The sequence below is a fragment of the Cypionkella sp. TWP1-2-1b2 genome (assembly GCF_049896245.1).
GTDB lineage: Bacteria > Pseudomonadota > Alphaproteobacteria > Rhodobacterales > Rhodobacteraceae > Cypionkella.
The window spans coordinates 157,977-180,752 of record NZ_JAFCTX010000004.1 but is presented as its reverse complement, the minus strand read 5'-3'; the positions used below and the strand labels follow the sequence as shown (position 1 = coordinate 180,752).

Annotated in this window: 24 protein-coding genes and 1 tRNA gene; 18 read left to right on the top strand and 7 right to left on the bottom strand. The window is 59.2% G+C overall.

The window, feature by feature from the left end:
- Window positions 1–53: 53 nt before the first annotated feature.
- Complete coding sequence (gene pyrF, locus ACP7AP_RS04025; protein WP_426032468.1) at window positions 54–785, top strand: orotidine-5'-phosphate decarboxylase; 732 nt, start codon at window positions 54–56, stop codon at window positions 783–785.
- A 114-nt stretch (window positions 786–899) separates the two neighbouring features.
- On the opposite strand, the gene msrA is transcribed toward pyrF, so the two are convergent.
- Window positions 900–1,508: a peptide-methionine (S)-S-oxide reductase MsrA gene (gene msrA / locus ACP7AP_RS04020; protein ID WP_426032466.1), complete on the bottom strand. Its 609-nt coding sequence runs from the start codon at window positions 1,506–1,508 to the stop codon at window positions 900–902.
- Window positions 1,509–1,650: 142 nt separating this feature from the next.
- Between msrA and ACP7AP_RS04015 the strand changes: the two genes are divergently transcribed.
- The 3 genes from ACP7AP_RS04015 to ACP7AP_RS04005 all read left to right on the top strand — a co-directional run bounded on the left by ACP7AP_RS04015 (window position 1,651) and on the right by ACP7AP_RS04005 (window position 3,500).
- Complete coding sequence (locus ACP7AP_RS04015; RefSeq protein ID WP_426032464.1) at window positions 1,651–2,550, top strand: D-amino acid aminotransferase; 900 nt, start codon at window positions 1,651–1,653, stop codon at window positions 2,548–2,550.
- Window positions 2,551–2,573: 23 nt separating this feature from the next.
- Window positions 2,574–3,278 carry an HAD family hydrolase gene (locus ACP7AP_RS04010; RefSeq protein WP_426032502.1) on the top strand — a complete coding sequence of 235 codons (705 nt, stop codon included), beginning with the start codon at window positions 2,574–2,576 and terminating at the stop codon, window positions 3,276–3,278.
- 120 nt (window positions 3,279–3,398) lie between these two features.
- A tRNA-Asn gene (locus tag ACP7AP_RS04005) sits at window positions 3,399–3,500 on the top strand.
- Between the two features lie 177 nt (window positions 3,501–3,677).
- On the opposite strand, the gene ACP7AP_RS04000 is transcribed toward ACP7AP_RS04005, so the two are convergent.
- Window positions 3,678–4,919, bottom strand: coding sequence for an argininosuccinate synthase (locus tag ACP7AP_RS04000; RefSeq protein WP_426032462.1), 1,242 nt, complete (start codon window positions 4,917–4,919; stop codon window positions 3,678–3,680).
- A 125-nt stretch (window positions 4,920–5,044) separates the two neighbouring features.
- Here ACP7AP_RS04000 and ACP7AP_RS03995 point away from each other — a divergent pair, with 125 nt between their 5' ends.
- Window positions 5,045–5,794: a hypothetical protein gene (locus tag ACP7AP_RS03995; protein ID WP_426032460.1), complete on the top strand. Its 750-nt coding sequence runs from the start codon at window positions 5,045–5,047 to the stop codon at window positions 5,792–5,794.
- Window positions 5,795–5,830: 36 nt separating this feature from the next.
- Entirely contained in the window at window positions 5,831–7,078 is a 1,248-nt protein-coding gene (gene ilvA, locus ACP7AP_RS03990) for a threonine ammonia-lyase IlvA (protein WP_426032458.1), read from the top strand.
- Here ilvA and ACP7AP_RS03985 read toward each other — a convergent pair.
- Complete coding sequence (locus tag ACP7AP_RS03985; protein WP_426032456.1) at window positions 7,075–7,383, bottom strand: Hpt domain-containing protein; 309 nt, start codon at window positions 7,381–7,383, stop codon at window positions 7,075–7,077. The genes ilvA and ACP7AP_RS03985 overlap by 4 nt on opposite strands.
- Window positions 7,384–7,578: 195 nt before the next feature.
- Here ACP7AP_RS03985 and ACP7AP_RS03980 point away from each other — a divergent pair, with 195 nt between their 5' ends.
- A complete protein-coding gene (locus tag ACP7AP_RS03980; protein WP_426032500.1) occupies window positions 7,579–8,844 on the top strand; it encodes a PP2C family protein-serine/threonine phosphatase in 1,266 nt (421 codons plus the stop codon).
- Here the strand turns inward: ACP7AP_RS03980 and ACP7AP_RS03975 are convergent.
- Window positions 8,814–9,278: an NUDIX hydrolase gene (locus ACP7AP_RS03975; RefSeq protein ID WP_426032454.1), complete on the bottom strand. Its 465-nt coding sequence runs from the start codon at window positions 9,276–9,278 to the stop codon at window positions 8,814–8,816. The two genes, ACP7AP_RS03980 and ACP7AP_RS03975, sit on opposite strands and share 31 nt — an antisense overlap.
- Before the next feature lie 75 nt (window positions 9,279–9,353).
- Between ACP7AP_RS03975 and ACP7AP_RS03970 the strand changes: the two genes are divergently transcribed.
- The 7 genes from ACP7AP_RS03970 (at window position 9,354) to ACP7AP_RS03940 (ending at window position 17,665) form a co-directional block, all read left to right on the top strand.
- On the top strand, window positions 9,354–10,355 hold the full coding sequence (locus ACP7AP_RS03970; protein WP_426032452.1) for an Hsp33 family molecular chaperone HslO: 1,002 nt from the start codon (window positions 9,354–9,356) through the stop codon (window positions 10,353–10,355).
- Window positions 10,345–10,935, top strand: coding sequence for a CoA pyrophosphatase (locus ACP7AP_RS03965; protein WP_426032450.1), 591 nt, complete (start codon window positions 10,345–10,347; stop codon window positions 10,933–10,935). Before ACP7AP_RS03970 ends, ACP7AP_RS03965 begins: the two co-directional genes overlap by 11 nt.
- Window positions 10,932–12,074: a CCA tRNA nucleotidyltransferase gene (locus ACP7AP_RS03960; protein WP_426032448.1), complete on the top strand. Its 1,143-nt coding sequence runs from the start codon at window positions 10,932–10,934 to the stop codon at window positions 12,072–12,074. The genes ACP7AP_RS03965 and ACP7AP_RS03960 overlap by 4 nt, the downstream gene beginning before the upstream one ends.
- A gap of 55 nt (window positions 12,075–12,129) precedes the next feature.
- Complete coding sequence (locus ACP7AP_RS03955; RefSeq protein WP_426032446.1) at window positions 12,130–13,971, top strand: ABC transporter ATP-binding protein; 1,842 nt, start codon at window positions 12,130–12,132, stop codon at window positions 13,969–13,971.
- Window positions 13,968–15,818 carry an ABC transporter ATP-binding protein gene (locus ACP7AP_RS03950; RefSeq protein WP_426032444.1) on the top strand — a complete coding sequence of 617 codons (1,851 nt, stop codon included), beginning with the start codon at window positions 13,968–13,970 and terminating at the stop codon, window positions 15,816–15,818. The genes ACP7AP_RS03955 and ACP7AP_RS03950 overlap by 4 nt, the downstream gene beginning before the upstream one ends.
- Entirely contained in the window at window positions 15,815–17,038 is a 1,224-nt protein-coding gene (locus tag ACP7AP_RS03945) for a class I SAM-dependent RNA methyltransferase (RefSeq protein WP_426032442.1), read from the top strand. Before ACP7AP_RS03950 ends, ACP7AP_RS03945 begins: the two co-directional genes overlap by 4 nt.
- A 114-nt stretch (window positions 17,039–17,152) precedes the next feature.
- Window positions 17,153–17,665 carry a L,D-transpeptidase family protein gene (locus tag ACP7AP_RS03940; protein WP_426032440.1) on the top strand — a complete coding sequence of 171 codons (513 nt, stop codon included), beginning with the start codon at window positions 17,153–17,155 and terminating at the stop codon, window positions 17,663–17,665.
- Between the two features lie 52 nt (window positions 17,666–17,717).
- Here the strand turns inward: ACP7AP_RS03940 and ACP7AP_RS03935 are convergent, their stop codons facing one another.
- Entirely contained in the window at window positions 17,718–18,233 is a 516-nt protein-coding gene (locus tag ACP7AP_RS03935; protein WP_426032438.1) for a CAP domain-containing protein, read from the bottom strand.
- A 198-nt stretch (window positions 18,234–18,431) separates the two neighbouring features.
- Here ACP7AP_RS03935 and ACP7AP_RS03930 point away from each other — a divergent pair, with 198 nt between their 5' ends.
- The 3 genes from ACP7AP_RS03930 (at window position 18,432) to ACP7AP_RS03920 (ending at window position 20,076) form a co-directional block, all read left to right on the top strand.
- Window positions 18,432–19,037 (top strand): L,D-transpeptidase, encoded by a 606-nt coding sequence (locus tag ACP7AP_RS03930; RefSeq protein WP_054006794.1) that lies wholly within the window; start codon window positions 18,432–18,434, stop codon window positions 19,035–19,037.
- Between the two features lie 284 nt (window positions 19,038–19,321).
- Complete coding sequence (locus tag ACP7AP_RS03925) at window positions 19,322–19,504, top strand: hypothetical protein (RefSeq protein WP_054006793.1); 183 nt, start codon at window positions 19,322–19,324, stop codon at window positions 19,502–19,504.
- Between the two features lie 344 nt (window positions 19,505–19,848).
- Complete coding sequence (locus ACP7AP_RS03920; protein ID WP_426032435.1) at window positions 19,849–20,076, top strand: hypothetical protein; 228 nt, start codon at window positions 19,849–19,851, stop codon at window positions 20,074–20,076.
- Between the two features lie 39 nt (window positions 20,077–20,115).
- On the opposite strand, the gene hemH is transcribed toward ACP7AP_RS03920, so the two are convergent.
- Together hemH and ACP7AP_RS03910 are read right to left on the bottom strand one after the other, a co-directional pair.
- Window positions 20,116–21,174, bottom strand: a complete 1,059-nt coding sequence (gene hemH, locus ACP7AP_RS03915) for a ferrochelatase (RefSeq protein WP_426032433.1) — start codon at window positions 21,172–21,174, stop codon at window positions 20,116–20,118.
- A gap of 46 nt (window positions 21,175–21,220) precedes the next feature.
- Window positions 21,221–22,021, bottom strand: a complete 801-nt coding sequence (locus ACP7AP_RS03910; protein ID WP_426032431.1) for a methyltransferase domain-containing protein — start codon at window positions 22,019–22,021, stop codon at window positions 21,221–21,223.
- Window positions 22,022–22,045: 24 nt separating this feature from the next.
- Between ACP7AP_RS03910 and ACP7AP_RS03905 the strand changes: the two genes are divergently transcribed.
- Window positions 22,046–22,768 (top strand): double zinc ribbon domain-containing protein, encoded by a 723-nt coding sequence (locus ACP7AP_RS03905; RefSeq protein ID WP_426032429.1) that lies wholly within the window; start codon window positions 22,046–22,048, stop codon window positions 22,766–22,768.
- Window positions 22,769–22,776: the final 8 nt, after the last annotated feature.

The window sequence follows — 22,776 nt, the reverse complement described above, 5'->3', positions numbered from 1 at the left end:
CTTGACAGGCCCCTCTGTTGGCCGCATGACGCCGGAAATTCAAGGAGATCGCAATGTCGGATGCCCATTTTCGTGATGATCGTTTGATCGTGGCGCTGGATGTGCCGAATATCGTGCAAGGGCTGGATTTGGCCGCGCGGCTGGGCGATGCGGTGTCGTTTTACAAGATCGGGCTGGGGATGCTGACCGGCGGTGGTTTTGCCTTGGCCAATGAGCTGAAGCAGGAACACGGCAAGCGGATTTTCCTGGATCTTAAGCTGTTTGATATTGGCGCGACGGTGGAAGCAGCCGTGCGCGGGATTGCACAGTATGAACTGGATTTTCTGACCGTGCATGGCGATCCGCAGGTGGTGCGGGCAGCGGCAGAGGGGCGGGCCGGGACCGGGTTGAAGATTTTGGCGGTGACGGTTTTGACTTCGCTGGACCGCGCCGATCTCGACGCGAATCTGATCCGGGCGGGGGATATTCGCGAGATAACGATTGAACGCGCGGCGCGGGCGTTGGAGGCGGGGGCGGATGGCGTGATCGCCTCGCCGCAGGAAGCCGCCGCGATCCGGGCTTTGCCGCAGGCTGTGGGCAAGCTGATCGTGACGCCGGGGGTGCGGCCTGCGGGGGCGGCTTTGGGCGATCAGAAGCGGGTAGCGACCCCGGCGCAGGCGATTGCGGATGGGGTGGATCATATTGTGGTCGGGCGTCCGGTCTGGCAAGCGGCGGACCCGGCAGCGGCGGCGCGGGCAATTGTGGCAGAGATGTTGTCGTCGCAGGCGCGGGCGCACAATCGTTAGTTTAGCCCGGTTAGAGCCTTTTTGCGCTACGATGCTTGATCTGGCGAGCGGGGTTTCACACCCCGCACCCCGTGGGATATTTAGGAACAGATGAAAGCAAATTTTAGATAAATTTTAGCGGGTGAATTCGGCAGCAGAGCCCCAGAGTTGTTCAAGGCGTTCGTCGCGGCCACAGCTGTCACGGTAGAATTTGTAAGCGTTGCGCTTTTCTTTCGGGCCGCGACGCGTCAGCACCAGATCGGTGCTTTTGTAATAGTCCTGATGATAAGCCTCGGCGGGCCAGAAGGTTTTGGCCGATAGCACTGGTGTGACGACATTCTGACCCAGCGCGGTTTGGGCTTTGGCGATTTCAGCCTTGGCGATCTGCTTTTCCGCGTTATCAGAGACGAAAATTGCCGAGCTATACGCCTTGCCACGATCGCAAAACTGACCGCCCGCATCGACCACATCGGTGGAGTGCAGGAATTTAGCGACGATTTCTGCGTAGCTGATTTTAGCGTCATCATAGGTGATCTTGACCGCCTCGTAATGGCCTTCGTGGTCGTCATAGGTCGGATTTTGCGAGTTTCCGCCGGTGTAGCCCGAGATCACATCCTTCACCCCCGGCACGCTTTCAAAGTTCGATTCGACGCACCAGAAGCAGCCCCCCGCAACGACAGCGGTTTGGGTTTTGGCTGATGCGGCGCTGGCGATCAGCATCAGGGCGAGGGTCAGACGGATCATTTTTGACTCCTGTTCTTTGCATCAACCTGCGGGCTGGCTGTGATCGCGGCAACTCACCCATCCGTGAGGTCACGCCATGGTGATGCGCCCCTTGGCCTTTCTTCTGCGGCGCAATAGCTTAGTGCTTAAACAGGAGATCGCCATGACCGACCACGTATCGACCCATCAGGCCGAGGAAGATGCCCGCAACGAGGGTATTCTGATTTATGTAAACGGTCGCATAGTGCCGAAAGCGCAGGCGATGGTGTCGGTTTACGATTCTGGTTTCATGCTGGGCGATGGTGTTTGGGAGGGCATACGGCTTTACAACGGGCGCTGGAGTTTTCTCGACGAACATATTGAGCGGTTGTTTGAGGCGGCGAAGACGATTGATCTTGAGATTGGTCTGACGCGGGAGCAGGTGATTTCGGCGGTGTTAGACACTCAAAAGGCCAATGGCATGATCGCAGATGCCCATGCCCGGCTGATGCTGACGCGGGGGGTCAAAACGCGGCCGTTTCAGCATCCCAAGTTGTCGCAGCAAGGCCCGACGATGGTGATCATCATGGAACATTCGCGGCAAAAGCTGCCGCGCCCGATCCGGCTGGCGACGGTGCCGCATATGCGGGGCTTGCCGATGACGCAGGACCCGAAGTTGAACTCGCATTCCAAGCTGAATTGCATTCTGGCCTGTATTGCGGCGGAAAAGGCCGGGGCGGACGAGGCGCTGATGCTGGATGTGCATGGCTTTGTGAACACCACCAACGCCTGCAACTTTTTCATCGTGCGCAAGGGGCAGGTTTGGACCTCGACCGGGGATTATTGCATGAACGGGATCACGCGGCAGAAGGTGATTGATCTGTGCCGCACCAATGATATCCCGGTGTTTGAACGCAATTTCAGCCTTGTAGAGACGTATTCGGCGGATGAAGCGTTCTTGACAGGCACATTTGGCGCGCAAACTCCGGTGGGTAATCTGGATGGCCGGGTGATTGGAACCGGGCAAATGGGGCCGATGACAGAGCGGATCAGGGGGCTGTATAAAGCGATGGTGGGGGCATGACGCAGGTAGCAAAACGCATTGCGATGTGGTCTGGCCCGCGCAATCTATCCACCGCGATGATGTACAGCTTTGCCGCACGCGGCGATTGCACGGTGTGGGATGAGCCGTTTTATGCGGGTTATCTGGAATATACTGGGATCAACCATCCGATGCGCGACGAGATCATCGCGGCGCATGAGCCTGACCCGGATGTGGTGGCCTCGATCTGCAAAGGGCCGGTGCCGGGTGGCAATGCGGTGTTTTATCAAAAGCAGATGACCCTGCACATGATCCCGCAGTTTGATCGGCGCTGGATGCGGTCTTGCAGCAATGTGTTCCTGATCAGGCATCCGGCGCGGGTGATTGCCAGCTACGCCAAAAAGCGCGCGGGCACGACGCAGGCCGATATTGGCTTTGTGCAGCAGGCGGAGTTGTTTGACGAGGTGGCGGGATGGTCTGGCAGCACTCCGGTGGTGATCGACTGCGACGATATTCGCGCTGACCCGGAGGCGATGCTGCGCAAATTATGCGCGGCGATTGACGTGCCATTTACCCGCAAGATGCTGCACTGGCCTGCCGGGGGGAATGAGGCCGACGGCGCTTGGGCGCCGCATTGGTATGCGGCGGTGCATCGCAGCACGGGGTTTGAGGGGGCCGAGGGGCCGCTGCCGAAATTGGGCGGGGTTTATGCCGATTTGGCGGCGGAAGCGCTGCCGTATTATCAGCGATTGGCGGCCTACAAATTGTAGCAAGCAACGGCCTTATCAGGCCAAGGCTATACCTCCAGTGCAGGTCAAGCACAAAATCTAGTGTATAAGTGTAAAAAAATCGTTGAACGTAATCAGGATTGTCTAAACAATCCTGATTACGGATGTGTGGCAGAGTGGTTTATTGCGCCGGACTGTTAATCCGGTCGGGGCAGAGCGTCCAAACTTGCGCCCCCGCGGGTTCGAACCCCGTCACATTTGCCATTGGTAGACCTCGCTGCAAAGCGGTGTCTCCTCACTTTAACAGACTGGATTCACTTCGAGAATCCCCTTTTTACGACGGTAACGATATTTTTCGCCGCAAAATAGAGAAATGAAAACAGTGCGCTAGAGATATATTGGTCGTCCGTACCCTTTCCGTTCCAAATCGTGCAAAACGAATCAGATCGGCTTTGCCACCCGTGCATTGCGCGAGGCTATCAGGCGCAGGCGGAGGGCGTTCAGGCGGATGAAGCCTTCAGCGTCTTTTTGATCGTAGGCACCGGCGTCTTCTTCAAAAGTCACATGCTTTTCGGAATACAGGCTGTAGTCGGACCAGCGCGCGACGGTGCGGGCGGAGCCTTTATACAGCTTCACGCGCACGGTGCCGGTGACGTATTCTTGGGTCTTGTCGATCAGCGCCTGCATGGCCTCGCGCTCGGGCGAGAACCAGAAGCCGTTGTAGATCAGCTCGGCATAGCGCGGCATGATGCTGTCTTTCAGATGACCCGCGCCAGAATCCAGCGTGATCTGCTCGATGCCACGGTGGGCTTCCAGCAGGATGGTGCCGCCGGGGGTCTCATAAAGGCCGCGCGATTTCATGCCGACGAAGCGGTTTTCCACCAGATCGAGCAGGCCGACGCCATGCTTGCCGCCGATGTCGTTCAGGCGGGCGAGGATGGTGGCGGGCGACAGGGTTTCGCCGTTGATCGAGACGGCATCGCCAGCTTCAAAGCCGATTTCGACATATTCCGGGGTGTCGGGGGCTTTCTCGACGGGGGTAACGCGCTGATAGACGAATTCGGGGGCTTCTTCGGCCGGATTTTCCAGCACTTTGCCTTCCGACGAGGTGTGCAGCAGGTTGGCATCGACCGAGAACGGCGCTTCGCCGCGCTTGTCTTTGGCGATCGGGATTTGGTTGGCCTCGGCGAATTCCAGCAGCTTGGTGCGGCTGGTCAGATCCCACAACCGCCACGGGGCGATGACTTTGATGGCGGGATCAAGCGCTGCGGCGGAAAGTTCAAACCGCACTTGGTCATTGCCTTTGCCAGTTGCGCCATGTGCCACCGCATCAGCCCCGGTTTCATGCGCGATGCGCACCAGATGCTGACTGATCAGCGGACGGGCGATGGAGGTGCCGAGCAGATAGAGGCCTTCGTAAAGCGCATTGGCGCGGAACATCGGGAACACGAAATCACGCACGAATTCTTCGCGGACATCGACAACATGGATATTTTCGGGCTTGATGCCCATCAGAATGGCCTTTTGCCGCGCTGGTTCCAGTTCTTCGCCCTGCCCAAGATCGGCGGTGAAGGTGATCACCTCGCAGCCATACTCGGTTTGCAGCCATTTCAGGATGATCGAGGTATCCAGACCGCCAGAATAGGCGAGGACGACTTTCTTCGGGGCGAGTTTGGCGGTCATAGGGAACTCCGATGCGGGTTTCGCCCGCGATTATCGGGAAATGGGCGCAAGGGCAAGGTAGGGCGGTTGACAGGGTGCGCTTGGGGTGAATCATGGCGGCATTGGTTTAATATATGGAGGTCACTATGAAAGGCGTGCAGATTTTCTCGCATTCGCTGCGGCAAGTGATGGATAACCTTGGCCCGGCGCTAAAGATTTCCGGGGTTTTGTATCTGGTGCAGGTGGGGATCACCATGGCGCTGGGTGCGGCTATGGCCTCGTCAGGCATGGGGATGATGGGCGGCGGCATGGGGCTGGGGGTGGTTTTGGTGCTGGTTGTCTCGCTGATCACCGGCATATGGCTTGCTGTGGCGTGGCATCGTTATGTGCTGCTGGGCGAGGTGCCTGCGGGATATGTGCCGCCGTTCATGGGCGAACGGATGGGGCAGTATTTCATTAAATCGCTGCTAATCGGGCTGGTTTTGGTGGTGCTCGGGATGATCCTGGGCATGGTTGTCGGCACGCTTTTCGGGCGCTTGATGATGGGCGGCATCTTTATGTCGATGCTTTTGATCGCAGTCATGGTGCAGGTGCCAATGATTTTCCTTGGCCTGCGGATGGCGGCTGCGCTGCCGGGAACCGCGTTGGGGGAAAACCCGGTCCTGATGGCGGGGTGGCAGGCGACGGCAGGGGAATGGCGGCCTTTGCTGCAACTGGCGGTGATCATGGCGCTGGCGCTTTGGGCGGTGAACCTGATCAGTTGGTTTGTGTTTGGCGGCGTGGGCCTGCTGGCGAACATCTGGCAGTTGATCGCGGGTTGGCCTGTCACAATGGTGGGGCTGTCGATTTTGACCACGCTTTATGGCCATTACATTCAAAAGCGCCCGCTGGTCTGACTTGCTTTTCGGGCGCAGGCGGGCGTAATCGGGGATATGAGCGATTTTTCCGATGCCGCCCGCCAATCCACCCGTGCCCTGCGCGAGATTTTTCCGCGCACGCCGTTGCAGCGCAACGACTATCTGTCGCGGCGCTACGGGTCCGAGATTTGGCTGAAGCGCGAGGATCTGTCGCCAGTGCGCAGCTATAAATTGCGCGGGGCGTTTACGGCGATGCGCAAGGTGCGGGCGCATCACCCAGAGCAGATGGCGTTTGTGTGCGCCAGCGCGGGCAATCACGCGCAGGGTGTCGCGTTTGCCTGCAAGCATTTCGGCGTGAAGGGCACGATTTTCATGCCGGTGACGACGCCGCAGCAAAAGATCGACAAGACTCGGGCGTTTGGTGGCGATGCGGTGCGGATCGTGCTGACCGGGGATTATTTCGATCAGACTTTAACGGCCAGCCAAAAGTTCTGCGCCGAACAGGGCGCACATTTTCTGTCGCCGTTTGATGATGAGGATGTGATTGAAGGCCAAGCCTCGGTCGCGGTGGAAATGCTGGAACAGTTGGGCCGTGCGCCCGATCTGGTGGTGTTGCCGGTGGGCGGTGGCGGTTTGGCCTCGGGCGTCACGCGGTTTTTGCGGGTGGAAGCGCCGGAGACGGCGTATCGCTTTGTCGAACCTGTCGGTGGGGCAAGTCTGACGGCAGCTTTGGCTGCGGCGGAGCCTGTGAAGCTGCGCACGATCAACAGCTTTGTCGATGGCGCGGCGGTGGCGCGGCTTGGCGACAAAACCTTTGCGGCGCTGTCTTGGGTAAAGCCTAGCGAAGTTCTGCTCGCCCCCGAAGACCGGATTTGCGTGACGATGCTGGAAATGCTGAACGTCGAGGGCATCGTGCTGGAGCCAGCGGGCGCGCTTTCGGTCGATGTATTGCAGGATTTGGCCGCAGAGATTGCCGGGAAAACTGTGGTTTGCGTGACTTCGGGCGGCAATTTTGATTTTGAGCGGCTGCCGGAAGTGAAAGAACGGGCGCAGCGTTATTCCGGCGTGAAGAAATACTTCATCCTGCGGATGCCGCAACGCCCCGGCGCGTTGAAAGAGTTCCTTGGGATGCTTGGCGCAGAGGATGACATCGCGCGGTTTGAATATCTGAAGAAATCGGCGCGCAATTTTGGTTCGGTTCTGATCGGTATTGAAACCAGCCAAGCTGCCAATTTCAAAAGCCTGTTCGATCAGCTTGATGCCGCCGCTTTCACCTACCGCGACATCACCAATGATGAGATTCTTGCCGAGTTTCTGATCTAAGCCGCGCTGGCCTTTTGCCCCGCCACCAAAGCTTTTTTGGACGCCTGATAGCTGCTGCACACCTGCGCCAGATCGACACCCGCATCGCCACCTGCCGCGCGGCGTTCGCCATCCTGGCAAAACGCGGCAAATTGCGCGAAGCCAAGGTTGAGTGCTGCCCCTTTCAGAAAATGCAGATCCGCCTCCAAATCCTTGGCACCAACAGTTTTGGAAATTCGCCCGATCACTTCATCGGCTTCTTCCAGAAACATCGCGACCACTTCGGCGAAATCGTCTTCGCCGATCTCTGACCGAAGCTCATTCACCCTATCCCATTCGATCACCGCACACCTGCCTTTCACCACCCCATGAAGCCAGATTGCGCGCCATCTCTTAACAATCGGTAACCGCTAACACCGCGGATAGGCACAGTTTTAAGTTTCACTTGCCGTTAAGAGCTTGGGTGCAGACAGGAAAAAACCAAAGGTGAGGCCCGTGTTGTGAAATCCGTTTTTCTTCCGCTGACAGAGGTTGCCCGCAGGCCCAGCGCCTTTGCGCAGCGCCCGGTTTTAGTGGTGGATGACAGCAAGGCGCAGCGCAAAATCCTGCAAATGCAGCTGACGCGCTGGGGCTATCAGGTGACCGAAGCGGCTTCGGGGGACGAAGCTTTGGCTTTGTGCAGGGCGCAGGATTTCGACATTGTGCTGTCAGATTGGATGATGCCGGGCATGACGGGGCTGGAGTTTTGCAAGGCTTTCCGGGCACTTCCGCGCGAGGGCTATGGCTATTTCATCCTGCTGACCTCAAAATCCGAAAAGACCGAAATCGCCGATGGGTTGGAGAATGGTGCCGATGATTTCCTGACCAAACCCGTCAGCGCCGATGAGTTGCGCGCCCGGTTGCGGGCCGGTGAGCGGATTTTGGGCATGCAGGATGAGTTGGTCGAAAAGAACCGGCTGATCGGCAGCACCTTGGCCGAATTGCAAAAGCTGTATGATTCGCTGGATCGTGATCTGATTGAGGCGCGCAAGCTGCAACAGACTTTGGTGCGCGACCGGTTGCGGGATTTTGGTGCGGGGAAAGCGGCGCTGATGTTGCGCCCCTCGGGTCATGTCGGCGGCGATCTGGTCGGCAGTTTCGTGGTCGATGCGGCGCGAATCGTGGTCTATTCGGTGGATGTCTCGGGGCATGGCGTCGCCTCGGCTATGATGACGGCGCGGCTGGCGGGGCTGCTATCAGGGGCGTCGCCGGATCAGAATATCGCGCTGCGCACGGGCCCAGATGGTGGGCGCGATGCCTGGCCGCCGGCGATTGTGGCGGCGCGGTTGAACCGGATGATGCTAGAGGAATTGCAGGTCGATCAGTATTTCACACTAGGCTATGCCGAGATCAATTTGCACTCCGGGCTGGCGACGCTGGTGCAGGCGGGCCATCCGCATCCCTTGTTGTTGCGCGCAAGTGGCGCGATAGAGCGGCTGGGCGATGGCGGCTTGCCGATTGGTTTGATTGAGGGCGCGGAATATCCGCAGACCAGCTTCGCCCTGGCGCCGGGGGATCGGTTGTTTTTGGTATCCGACGGCGTGACCGAATGTCCAAATCCGGAGGGCGAGGAGCTCGGCAGCGATGGCCTGATCAAAATGCTTCAATATAACAGTAGGTTGCGCAGCACTGATCTGCTGGAGGCCCTGCTGTGGGATTTGAACACCTATGCGGGGGGTGGGATTTTTCCAGACGATGTCTCGGGCCTGATCTTTGATTATCTTGGCCCCCAGCCCGATTCCAGCTGACGCAAAGCCCGCGCCAACATCGCACGGTCCCCCGGATTGCCCAGCAGCCGCAAACCCCCTTCCGGGTGCATCCAGATCGCTTGATGACCGGGTTCCGTCGGTGAGCCGATGCGCAACACCGGGCGGGCCAGATAGACGGTGCAAATCTTTTCCGCCCAGAGATCGTATTCCGGCATGAAGGTGAAGCGCCGAAACGCCCCCAGCCGCCGGATGCCCGCGATGTGATAGCCGGTTTCCTCCATCACCTCGCGGTGCAGCGCGGCAATCGGATGCTCGCCTTTGTCGATGCCACCGCCGGGCAGCTGATATTCCGGCTCTGGCTCGGCTTGAAACGTGGTGAGAATAGCACCCCGATCCCACAAAACCGCGTAAACTCCGGGCCTGCGGGTATAGCGGCGGCCGGGCTCCGGGCCGTTTCCATAGCGTTTGATCATGCTTGCCCCTTGGGTGTGCGGTTGCTCTGCCTATATAGGCGCGGTATGCCAACCTTGGCACGTTTAGGAAACCCCATGACCTCCTCTTTGCAAATCGCTTGGGACGATACCGTCCTGCCCTTTCAACTTGACCGCTCGGATATCCGTGGCCGCGTGGCGCGGCTGGACGGTGCGCTCGATAACGTGCTGAAGCAGCACAATTATCCCCCTGTGATTGAGGCGCTGGTCGCCGAAGCCGCCGTGCTGACCGCGCTGATCGGGCAATCGGTCAAGCTGCGCTGGAAACTGTCGTTGCAAATTCGCGGCAAAGGCCCGGCGCGGTTGATTGCAACCGATTATTACGGCCCAAGCGAGGAAGGTGAGCCTGCGCGCATCCGCGCCTATGCCAGCTATGATGCAGATCGGTTGGATCTGGACGCCGAACCGTTTAGCCAGATCGGCGAAGGTTACTTCGCGGTGATGATTGATCAGGGCCAAGATATGCAACCCTATCAAGGATTTACCCCGATTGCGGGCAAGTCTTTGTCGGATTGCGCGCAAACCTATTTCGCGCAATCGGAGCAAATCCCCACCCGATTCGCCCTGACGTTCGGCAAGACCCAAGTGCCCGGCGAGGCTTCGCGTTGGCGCGCAGGCGGCGTGATGTTGCAGCATATGCCGCCTGTGGGGGGGGCGGTTGCGGCGGAAGCGGGCACGGGTGAGGGCGGTTTGCTCAGCCATGTCGATATTCTGGCGGGCGATGAGGCCGAAAATTGGACGCGGGCCAATGCGTTGTTGGATACGGTCGAGGAAATCGAATTGATCGGGCCGAGTGTGGCGCCTACTGACCTTTTGGTGCGGCTGTTCCACGAAGAAGACCCACGGGTGTTTGACGCGCAAGTGGTGCATTTCGGCTGTTCCTGCGCGCCGGAAAAGGTGGTGCAGGCGATGTCGATTTACTCGGCGAAAGATATCAAGCACATGACCACACCGGAAGGCGTGGTGACGGCAGATTGCCAGTTCTGCGGCAAGCATTATGAGTTTGACCCGGCAACGCTGGGCTTTGACGCAGTGAAAGCGCCGGGTGATGCGGGATGAGATTGCCCGTCTGAAAGATGCGCTCGCCCGTCCTGCGGGCGAGTCGTCGGATTTTGACCTGAACCCGGTTTTGCTGCCCGATACGCGCGTGTTGCGCGCGGCGGCGGTGTTGATCGCGGTTTGGCTGCGGCCAGACGGCGCGCGGTTGATCCTGACCAAGCGATCTTCGCATCTGAAACACCATCGAGGGCAGATCGCATTTCCGGGTGGTAAGGTGGATGCTGGGGATAGCGGGCCCGAGGCTGCGGCGTTGCGAGAGGCTTGGGAGGAGATTGGGTTGCCGCCGCAGCGGGTCGAGGTTTTGGGTCGTCTGCCGAGCCATGAAACCGTGACGAATTACATGATCACACCGATTTTGGGCCTTGTGAGAGACGATTTTATCCCGGTGCCGGAAGTGGGAGAGGTGGATGAGGTGTTCAGCGTGCCGTTGGAGCATGTGCTGGACCGGGGGCAGTTTGTGATTGAGGGCCGGGTGTGGAAAGGTCAGCCGCGCCGCTATTTTGCGGTGCCTTATGGGCCGTATTATATCTGGGGGGCCACCGCACGAATTTTGCGCAATCTGGCAGAGATGGCGTCATGAAGATTTCCGGCGATTGGATCAATCATTCCGGCACACAGGCACTTTTTGCTGTCTTGGTGAAGGCCGGGTATCAAGCGCTATTTGTCGGCGGCTGTGTGCGCAATGCCCTGCTGGAGGTGGCGGTTGCGGATATTGATATTGCGACGGCTGCGCGGCCTGAAATCGTCTCTAACATTGCCGAAGCTGCCGGATTTCGGGTGATTCCGACTGGGATAGAGCACGGCACGGTAACTGTGATTGCACGTGGCGTGGCGCATGAAGTCACCACGTTTCGCCGTGATGTGGAAACCGATGGGCGGCGGGCGGTGGTCGCGTTCTCAACCGACGTGGCCGAGGATGCGGCGCGGCGCGATTTTACGATGAATGCGCTTTACGCGGGGGCGGATGGCTCGGTTTTGGACCCTTTGGGAGGCTTGCCTGATCTGACCGCACGGCGGGTGCGGTTTGTCGGTGAACCGCAAGCTCGGATTCGGGAAGATTATCTGCGCATCCTGCGGTTTTTTCGGTTTTACGCGGTTTATGCAGATCCCAATGGCGGCATTGATGCCGAGGGGTTGGCGGCTTGTGCGGCCAATGCGGAAGGGATCGAAGGGCTTTCGCGCGAACGCATCGGTGCCGAGATGCGCAAAATGCTCGGCGCGCGCGACCCTGCGCCTGCGGTGACGGCGATGGCGCAGTCCGGGATTTTGATGCGGATTTTGCCGGGATCGGACGCCAAAGCACTAGGCATTCTCGTGCATCTGGAGGGCGATCTGCCACCGCGTTGGCAGCGGCGATTGGCGGTTTTGGGTGGAGCTGATCCGGGGGAAGCTTTGCGGTTATCGCGGACGGAAATAGGCTCTAATACGATTGTTAGAGACGAAATCGGCTCAGCACTGACCTCTGCGGCTTTGGGGTGGAAACTCGGGACAGAGGCCGCCAGCGATGTGGTTTTGTGCCGTGCGGCTTTGTTTGAAACGGCTCCCCCAGAAAACTGGCAGGCCGAGATCGCGCGGGGGGTGGCAAGCAGCATCCCCGTGACTGCGGCTGATCTGATGCCCACGCTGCAAGGTACCGCGCTGGGCAAAAAACTGCACGAAATACAGGCGCGCTGGCTTGCCTCTGACCTCTATCTGCGCAAGTCTGACCTGCTGGCGTAAGGTTTCCTTCGCCCCCCTTCGGCGCTATATGCCAAGGCCAACCCGCGAGATCATCATGTTCAAGTTCTTTGAGGGTCTTGTTGACCCCTATGCTGCCTACACCCAAACCGACACGCCGCCGCGCAAGCTGTGGCCGTTTCTGCGCGACTATGTGCGGCCATTTAAGGGGGTTTTCGCAGTAACGGCGCTAGTGGCAACGGCCAATTCGGCGTTTGATGTCGGGCTGATCTGGTATGTCGGGCGGCTGGTCGATCTGTTGGCGAATGGCAACCCAGTGCAGGTCTGGGCGGATCATGGCCGCGAAATTATCCTTGTAGCGCTTGCGGTTCTGATTCTGCGACCGCTGATTGGCGGCACCGGCGTGGCCCTGCTGCACAACACGATTCTGCCGAATTTCGGCACCATGATGCGCTGGCGGGCGCATCGGCATGTGCTGCGCCAACCTGTTGGCTGGTTCGAGTCTGACTTCGCGGGCCGGATTGCCAATCGGATCATGCAGGCCCCCCCGGCGGCGGGGGAGGCGGTATTTCAGACCTTTGACGCGGTGGCTTTTGCCTCAACCACGCTGGTGGGTGCTGCGATCATGTTGGCAGGTGCGGATGTGCGGCTGTTGCTGCCGCTGGTGCTGTGGTTTATCGGCTATGTCGCGCTGATGCGCTGGACGATTGGGCGGGCGGGACCGGCCTCGACGGCCTCAAGCGAAGCACGTTCGGCGGTGACGGGGCGGGTGGTGGATGCCTATGCCAACATCCATTCGGTGAAGCTGTTTGCGCATCACGACCTTGAGGAAAACTATGGCCGCGAAGCGATTGAACGGGCGCGGCAGACGTTTTTCACCGAAATGCGCGTGGTTACAAAGATGGATATCATACTGACCACACTGAATGGCCTGCTGATCGTGGCGGTGACGGCTTGGGCGATGTGGCTTTGGTATCATAGCCTTGCGAGTGTTGGCACTGTCGCCGCTGCGGTAACGTTGGTGCTGCGGCTGAACAATATGACCTATTGGATCATGTGGGCGACGACCAATCTGGTGCAGAACCTTGGCACCGTGCAAGAGGGGATGCAGACGATCACCCAGCCGATTGCATTGGTCGACCAGCCGGGCGCTGCGGCGTTGGATTTCCGGCAGGGTCGTGTGCAGATTGAGGGGGTTTCGCACCATTACGGGCGCGGCTCGGGTGGGTTGCAGGCGATTTCGCTGGATGTGAAGCCGGGCGAGAAGATCGGGGTTGTTGGGCGATCTGGGGCGGGGAAATCGACGTTGGTGAAGCTGATGCTGCGGTTTTACGATGCTGAGGCCGGGCGGATTTTGATCGACGGGCAAGATATTGCGCTTGTGACGCAGGATTCGGTGCGCAAACGCATCGGCATGGTGGCGCAGGACAGCAGTTTGCTGCACCGATCTGTGCGCGAGAATATCCTGTATGGGCGGCCCGAGGCATCCGAGGCGCAGATGATTGCGGCGGCGAAACAAGCCGATGCACATGAGTTTATTCTGACATTGCAGGACCCTGAGGAGCGGATGGGCTATGATGCCCATGTCGGCGAACGTGGCGTCAAGCTGTCGGGCGGGCAACGGCAACGGGTGGCTTTGGCGCGGGTGATCCTGAAAGATGCGCCGATTTTGATTTTGGATGAGGCGACTTCGGCGCTGGATTCTGAGGCTGAGGCGGCGATTCAAGAGGCGCTGTTTGGCGTGATGCAGGGCAAAACCGTGATCGCGATTGCGCATAGGCTGTCGACGATTGCGGCGATGGACCGGATTGTGGTGCTGGAGGATGGCCGCGTCGCCGAACAGGGCAGCCATGCGGAACTGCTGCGTGCGAACGGACTTTACGCTCGGTTCTGGGCGCGTCAATCGGGCGGGTTCATTGGGTTGGAGACGGACGCATGAGATTTTTCCCCACAATCAGGCCGTTTAGACCCGCCTCAGCCAATCCTCCGACAACAACGTGGAAGTTCTTTCTATGGGCAGTGCAGGGGGCTTGGCCGGGAATTTTGTGGGCGACGTTCTGGTCTGCGGCCTCTGGTTCAATGGAAGCGATTTCGGCGACACTTTTGGGCGATGTGATTGATGTCGCCAACTCCGCCAATCCAGCAACGGTGTTCAGCGATCATATCTGGCTGTTCGTGGGATTTGTCGGGCTGTATCTGATCGCCCGCCCGCTGATTTTCGGCCTGACCACCCATGCGGCCTCGATCATTGTCGAACCTAACCTGTTTCCGCTGATCCTGTCGCGGATGCATCGCTGGACCTTGGGGCAAGCGGTGACGTTTTTCGACAATGATTTCGCCGGACGGATCGCGCAAAAGCAGATGCAGGTGGCGCGGGCGGCGACGGATGTTGTGTCGGGCAGTATTGAAACCATGGCGTTTTCGCTGGCTTCTGTGGTGGGCTCGGTGGCGCTGCTGAGCACGATCAACGGCTGGATTTCGCTGCTGCTGGTGGCTTGGATTGCGGCTTATATCCTGTTTATCAAAGGATTTCTGAAAAAGGTGCGCGGCGCTTCGGCCTCGCGGGCGGCAGCGCGGGCGATGGTGACGGGGCAGATTGTCGATACCGTCACCAATATGAAAACCGTCAAGCTGTTCGCCCATTCGCGACACGAGGATGGCGTGGCGCTGGAGGCGATGAACGCCTTCCGCGACAAGGCGATTGAATATGGGATTATTTCCAGCTGGTTCCGGCTTTCCCTTATGGCTTTGGCCGGGGTGCTGCCAGTGTTGCTGGTGGGGGCTACGGTTTATCTGTGGACTCTGGGCGGGGCAACATCGGGCGATATTGCGGCGGCGGGGGCGATTGCGTTCCGTCTGGCGCAGATGACCGGCTGGGTGTCGTTCAGTTTGATGTCCGTTTTTGGCAACTTGGGCGAGGTTGAGGATGGCGTGAAAACCCTGACGCCGCCCTATACGTTGAACGATGCTGTGGACGCAGTGGAGATGCCGCGCGTGCAAGGCGAAGTGCGGATGGAGCATGTGACGTTTGCCTATGGTCGCAAGACTGAAGATGGGCGAGGTGGTGTTGACGACCTTAATCTTAATATCAAGGCCGGGGAGAAGATCGGCATCGTTGGCGCTTCGGGCGCCGGGAAATCGACTCTCGTGGCGCTGCTTTTGCGGCTCTATGACGCCGAAAAGGGCCGCGTCTCGATTGATGGCATTGATGTGCGGGCGGTGACGCAGGAAAGCTTGCGCCGTCAAATCGGCATGGTCACGCAGGAAACCGCGATGTTCAACCGCACCGCGCGCGAGAATATCATGTATGGCAACCCGGAGGCGACGGAAGACATGATGATCGCGGCGGCCAAGCAAGCCGAGGCGCATGACTTTATCCTGAACCTGCGCGATTTTGCTGGGCGCAAGGGCTATGACGCTTATCTGGGTGAGCGCGGGGTGAAGCTGTCTGGCGGGCAGCGGCAGCGGATTGCTCTCGCCCGCGCCTTCCTGAAAGACGCGCCGATTTTGGTGCTGGATGAGGCGACCTCGGCGCTGGATTCGGAAGTTGAGGCCAGCATTCAGACCGCCTTGACCTCAGTGATGCAGGGCAAAACCGTGCTGGCGATTGCGCACCGCCTGTCGACGATTGCCGAGATGGACCGGATTGTGGTGCTTGACGCGGGCCGCGTTGTGGAACAGGGCAGCCATGCCGAGCTGCTGGCGCAGGCCGGACTATACGCGCGCTACTGGAATCGCCAATCAGGCGGCTTCATCGGCACCGAAGAAAAGGAAGCGGCAGAGTGAAAGTGACCATCGACCGGCTGGGCCACATTGGCGACGGGATCGCGCAGGGGCCGTTGGGGGCAATCTTTGTGCCCGGAATGTTGCCGGGCGAGGAAGTGGAAGGCGATCTTCAAGGCGATCAGCTGGCGGATTTCCGCATCGTGACACCCTCGGTCAACCGGGTGAAGCCGCCGTGCTCCCACGCCAAAACCTGCGGCGGCTGTATGATGCAGCACGCCTCGGACCGCTTTGTCGCTGATTGGAAGCTGGGCATTGTGAAGGGCGCTTTGGCTGGGCAGGGGTTGGAGGCTGAATTTCGCCCCATCATCACCTCACCCGCAAAATCGCGGCGCAGGGCGACGATTGCGGCGCGGAGGACCAAGACCGGCGCGCTGATGGGCTTTCATGCCCGCGCATCCGATATGGTGGTCGAGGTGCCGAACTGCCAGTTGCTGCATCCTGACCTGATCGCGACGTTTCCGGGGCTGCAAGCCTTGGTGAAGCTGGGCGGTTCTCGCACGGCAGAGGTCTCGCTGACGGTAACGCGCTCGTTGTCGGGGGCCGATGTGATGGTGGTGGGCGGCAAGCCTTTGGACGGCCAGTTGCAGCTGGAACTCGCCCGAGTGACGGAGACTTACGGCTTTGCGCGGCTGACGTGGAATGGCGATACCGTAGCTTTGCGCACCGCCCCGATGCAACGGTTTGGCCGCGCTTTGGTGTCACCGCCGCCCGGTGCGTTCTTGCAGGCAACGGTCGAGGGTGAGCAGGCTTTGCTGCGTACGGTGGCTTTGGCGATAGGTCCCGCGAAGAAGATCGTTGATCTGTTTGCGGGGGTTGGCACCTTTGCTTTGCCGCTGGCCGAACGCGCCGAGGTGCATGCGGTAGAAGGTGAGGCTGCGATGATGGCGGCGCTGGCAAAGGCGGCCAATAACACCGAGGGGCTGAAACGCGTCACGGTGGAAACCCGCGATCTGTTCCGTCGCCCGCTGGAAGATGATGAATTCAAGGGCGTCGAGGCCGTGGTGATCGACCCGCCGCGCGCCGGGGCCGAGGCGCAGATGGCGGTGCTGGCACGCAGCAAGGTGCCGGTGATTGCCTCTGTGTCCTGCAACCCAATCAGCTTTGCCCGCGACGCTAAGGTGTTGATTGCGGGTGGTTATCACTTGGATTGGGTGCAAGTGGTCGATCAATTCCGCTGGTCTGCACATGTGGAATTGGTGGCAAAGTTCAGCCGCACCTAAAGCCGCCCCCCATCCGTTGAAAAAACTGTGATCAGCTGTGCCGTTTCGCAGACTAGGCAACGCGCGGTTTTTTCGCTATTCCGCAGGGAAAATATAATAACGAGCGGGCAGTCGATGCGGGTTTTGCGGATTCTTCTGGTGGTTTTGGCTGGGCTGGCGTTGACCGCGTGCTCGTCAAAATTCAAGACATATAATGGGCCAGAGATCACCTCGGTGCAGGTGCAAAAGGCCAATCGCAAGATGTATTTGCTGCACAACAGTAAGGTCATCAAGGCCTATGAGATCGGTTTGGGTGGCGTTCCGACCGGTCCGAAGGAATATGAAGGCGATGGCAAGACGCCCGAGGGCATCTATTACATCACCCACCGCAACCCGGATTCGCGCTACCATCTGTCGCTGGGCATCAGTTATCCCAACAATGAAGACCGCGCACATGCCGCGTTGCTTGGCAAGCCTCCGGGTGGCGATATCATGATCCATGGTGGGCCGCCGCGCAAAGCCAATGGCAAGCCGCGCAAGGTGTCCAGCCCGGATTGGACGGCGGGCTGCATCGCGGTGACGGACGAGGAAATTGAGCGTATTTACGCGATGATCAATCCGGGCACGCCGATTGTGATCCTACCGTAAGATATAAAACGGCAGCCGCGCTTGCCGCCGTTTTCGTCTGATTTGGCGTGGATCAGCCGCCCAAAACCAGCGTCCACCAGATCTTGCCGGATTCCTCTTGGAACCAGGCAAAGCCGATTTCGCGCGCTTTGGGGTTCAGGATGACATCACGGGTATCGGCTTCACTCATCCAAGCGGACAGGGTTTCCAGCTCGGTCTGATAGGTCTCGGAAATCGTCTCGCCCAAGAACTGCCCGGTGTATCCAACCCGTTGCACCCGCAGCAGCGGCGACGAGCCGTCCGAGCCGAAATGCCACGGCCGGTTCTGCACCGACATATCGCGGGAATGGGTGAGGGCGGCGGCGTTCAGCGCGGCGTTATAGGAAAGCGATTGCACGCCTTTGGCGGTGCGCAAAGCGTTCACCGAATCAAGCAAACGGAAAGGGATCTTTTCGGCCTCGGCCGCCGTGATGCGGTACACCCGTGGCAAGGCGGCACCCGTGGCGTCCACCGGGGGGGCCGAACTCATGGCGCAGGAGGCGAGAAGTAAAGTTGCGCCGCCCGCGACAAGGGCTGTTCGTCTGTTCATCTGCTTACACCCTATTCGGACCGCCTGTGGCCCTTTGTTTGCCTGTGCTTAGCGAAGTCCGGCCCCGGTTTCAAATCCAACCCATAAAAATCGGGGCAAACTTGGCGTCAGATCGCCTACTAACGCGTGTTTGATTTGCGGCGGGACAGCCAAAGCGGTAAAAGCCGTCGCAGAGCAGATGAAAAATGGAGAAGCCGTATGGCCGCCGCACCCCGCAATACGCTGAACCGCCGCCTGTTTCTGGGCGGTGCAGCGACGGTTTTGACCGCCGCAGCCCTTCCAGCCGCAGCACAGCAAGCTGGCACCACCGAGATGGATAAGCCGCTGACGGGTCCGATCCGCAACAATATCTCGGGCTTTCGGATGCTGGACTGGCGCGATTACTTCGACAATACCCGCAACGGCGTTATCGTTGCCGATCTCGAATCGCGCGCGCTGCACTACTGGTCGGAAGATCAAGCGGTGTATCGGCTTTACCCCAGCTCGGTGCCATTGAACGAAGAACTGACACGGCGCGGCCATACCAGCGTGATTCAGAAGGTGGTCAATCCGACGTGGATTCCAACCGCAGGAGAGTTGGAGCGTAACCCGGATTGGCCGAAAGTCGTCCCCGGTGGCTCGCCCGAAAATCCGTTGGGGGTGCGCGCGCTGTACCTCGACTGGCCTGCCTACCGCATCCACGGCACGCATGACACCCGCAAGATCGGTCGTCGGTCGTCGAACGGCTGTGTTGGGCTGTATAACGAGCATATTCTGGAACTGTTTGCCTTGGCTAAGGTCGGCACTCAGGTGGTGTTCATCTAGCAATTCTGCGCTGGTTTGATGGCCGCAGAACCGCCGTGTCAGGCGGTTTTGTGGGCCTGCGTTGCCTTTGAAACCAAAGTGTTTTCGGTTCTGCCGCGCATCTCCGCAAACCTCTTTGCAAGGTGTTGCTAAATTGACGACAACCCGACGCGCTTTGGGTCTGATTTTGGTGCGGCGTTGCAATTTCGATGAGAGCCGGGTTAGAGAGCAGATACGAGGAATATTCTTGGGTGCGTGCCGTCGCCTCTGCGAATTTGGCGGTATGCAGAAAACTGGAGATAGACATGAAAAAAATCGCTCTCGCTGCCGCTTTGTCGGTTGCTGCTACCACCGCTTTCGCTGGCGGCGTTGTTGAACCTGTAATGGAACCGGAAGTTGTCAAAGCGGCAACCACGTCGTCCTCGGGCGGCATCCTGATCCCGCTGCTGCTGCTCGTTATTGTGGCTGCTGCAGTTTCGTCCAACTAATCCTTGGATCGAATTTGGAATGGGCGGCAGAGCAATCTGCCGTCCTTTTCTATTTTACAGGCTAAATCGAGCGGGACCTTTGGCAACGCCGCACGTTTTTTAGAATTTCAAACTAAGAATGCACATTCACTAAGAACTGATTGATTGCTGGGGCCTTCGTCGCTAAATTTTGCGCACGGACGCTCAGGTTTTAATCTGGCTACACCAATGCGCTGCGGTTTTGCAGCCAGGGTGCCGTTATCAGAGCCCGTGATACAGCCGTATGGTACATTTCGCAGGTGGTTTTTTTGAGGATGATCTGGTCGCGCAAACCCGCGCGGATTTGACGTTTATTGGAGATACCCATGAAGAAGATTGCTCTTGCTGCTGCTTTGTCGCTGGCCACAACCTCTGCTTTTGCGGGCGGGGTGGTCGAGCCGGTGATGGAGCCGGAGGTCGTTGCGGCGCAAACCGCGTCCTCGTCGGGCGGCGTCATTATCCCGCTGTTGCTGCTGGTGCTGGTCATCGCAGCCGTCGCTTCGAGCGGTGGCGGCGGTAGCGATCCGGTTGAAGTGGTTGCCACAGGCGGCTGATCTGGCCCAAAGCCCTGTCTGATAAGGCAGGGCAAAAAGCTAGATCCATCCGGCGAGGTTTTCCTCGATCACCTGCACCAGCGCGCTGATGTGGGCGCGTTCGTCGTTGAGGCAGGGAATATAGGTGAACACCTCACCGCCCGCGTGTTCGAAAGACTCGCGGATCTCGCCGTTGATTTCTTCCAGTGTCTCGATGCAATCGGCTGAAAATGCCGGAGCCATCACTGCGATGCGTTTTTTGCCCTGCTTGGCGAGCTCTGCGACATGCTTGACGGTGTAGGGTTTTAGCCATTCTTCGCGGCCAAACACCGATTGGAAGGTCACATCAATCGCGCCCTTTTCCCAGCCTAACCTTTCACGCAGCAGTCGTGTGGTTTTGGCGCATTGGCAGTGGTAGGGATCGCCCTCCATCAGATAGCGGATCGGCATGCCGTGGTAGCTGGTGACAAGCACATCCGGCTTGTGATCCAGGCCAGCATAGGCGCGCTCGACCGATTGCGCGAGGGCCTCGATATAAACGGGGCGGTCGAAGTATTCCGGCACGGTGCGGGCGGCGGGCTGGCGTTTCTCTTTCATCAAAGCTGAAAAGAAAGCATCATTGGCGGTGGCTGAGGTTGCGCCTGCGTAGTGCGGATAGAGCGGGAAGAACAAAATCTTCTCGCACCCTGCTGCCACCATCGCCTTGACCTTTGATTCGGTTGACGGATTGCCGTAACGCATTGCGAAATCCACCATGATACTGTCGCCATGCTTAGCCGCCACAGCCGCAGCAATCGCCGCCGTCTGCGCCTTTGTTATCGTCAGCAGCGGACTTTCGTTTTTCTCGTGATTCCAGATCAGCTTGTAATTCGCGCCTGATGTGAAAGGCCGCTTGGTCAAGATGATCAACTGCAACAGTGGTTGCCATTTCCAATCCGGGATATCGACGACGCGCTTATCCGACAGAAATTCCGACAAATAGCGCCGCATTGACCAGTAGTCATAGCCATCCGGCGTGCCGAGATTAGCCAGTAAAATGCCTATCTTGGCCTGTTTCACCGGGGGGTGATCGGCGGGGGCGTAGGCTAAGCGTCCGGTTCCGGGGGCGATGTCGGTCATGTTGGCTCCTAAAGCTGACCCCGAAATAACGCGGCTGCGGGCGGCGTCAACCGTTCTTGACCGCGGTCTTCAGAGCGTCTTCCAGCCGAGCCGTCGCCGAACCGGGTCGCAGCGGCTTTTGCTGGCCGTCATGCGGTGCCCATCCGGTCAGGCAGATTATCTCAAACGTCGCCGGAACCAGGCCTCCGGACGTGGCATAGGTTTGCATGTATATCTGCGCGGCACGGGTCAGAACCGCGCGGCGGGTGGGATGTTTCAGCCGTGCCACCAAGGCGTTGCCCTCACCCATTGCCCTTAGATCCCTCATCAGGTGAAAGGCGTCGCGGTAGAACACGGTCTTGGTGAAGCTGTCCGCCACCGGCAGCGCAAAGCCCGCGCGTTGCAGCAATCCGCCAAGATCGCGGATTTCGCCCATCGGCAGCACGCGGGGGGAAAGACCGCCCAGCACTTCCGATTCGGCCTGAGCAAGACTGGTGCGCAACTCATACAGGGTTTGGCCACCAAACAGCAGGCCAAGGAACAGACCATCCGGGCGCAGGGCGCGGCGGCACTGCACCAACTGCCCGACCGGGTCATTCGCCCAATGCAGAGTGAGGGCGTTGATCACCAGATCCTGCGCTTCGATTTGCAGATTTAGCGTCTCGTCATCGGCTATCGTCGGAAAATTCGGCCACAAATGCGGAAAAGCAGTCACCACAGTCGGATTTGTAAACGACCTGTTAACTTCGCTCAGGCGATCCTGCACCTCAAGCACCACTTCCTCTTGCAGGAAGAAGGCGGTCGCGCGGGCGCGGTGCAGGGCAAGGGCTTTGCGGTCTGTTAAAGGCATGGGCAGGGCGGGCGTCATGGGCAGGGAACATAGGGGGAAGGCATGGGATTGCAAGCCGCGCTGCATCTGATCTACCCGCCGCAGTGCCTGACCTGCGATGCGCGGGTGACGACCGATTTCGGCCTGTGCGGGGCCTGCTGGCGCGAGACGCCTTTTATCACCGGGCTGGTCTGCGATCACTGTGGCGTGCCTTTGCCGGGGGAGGATACCGGAAAACCCGAGCATTGCGATGATTGCCTGACCATCGCGCGGCCGTGGTCGCAAGGCCGCGCGGCGATGCTGTATAAAGACAACGCGCGGCGCATCGTGCTGGCGCTGAAGCATGGCGATCGACTTGATTTGGCGCGGCCTGCGTCAAACTGGCTGCACCGGGTGGCGGGGCCGATGTTAAAGCCGGGGATGATCGTGGCCCCGATCCCGCTGCATTGGCTGCGGCTGATCAAGCGGCGTTATAATCAGGCGGCGTTGCTGTCGGCCGCCGTGGCGAAGCTGGCCGAGTTGGATCATTGCCCCGATCTGCTGATTCGCCGCAGGCATACCGGCAGTCAGGAAGGCCGCAGCCGCGATGGACGTTTTGCCAATATGCAGGATGCTTTGGCCCTGCATCCAAGGCGGGCGAACCGGGTTGAAGGCCGCCATGTGCTGCTGATCGACGATGTTATGACCTCGGGTGCTACTTTTGCCGCTGCTGCCGAGGCGTGTATTGGAGGCGGTGCCGCAGGGATTTCTGTTCTGGCCCTAGCCCGCGTTGCGAAGGATGCCTAAATCCTTAT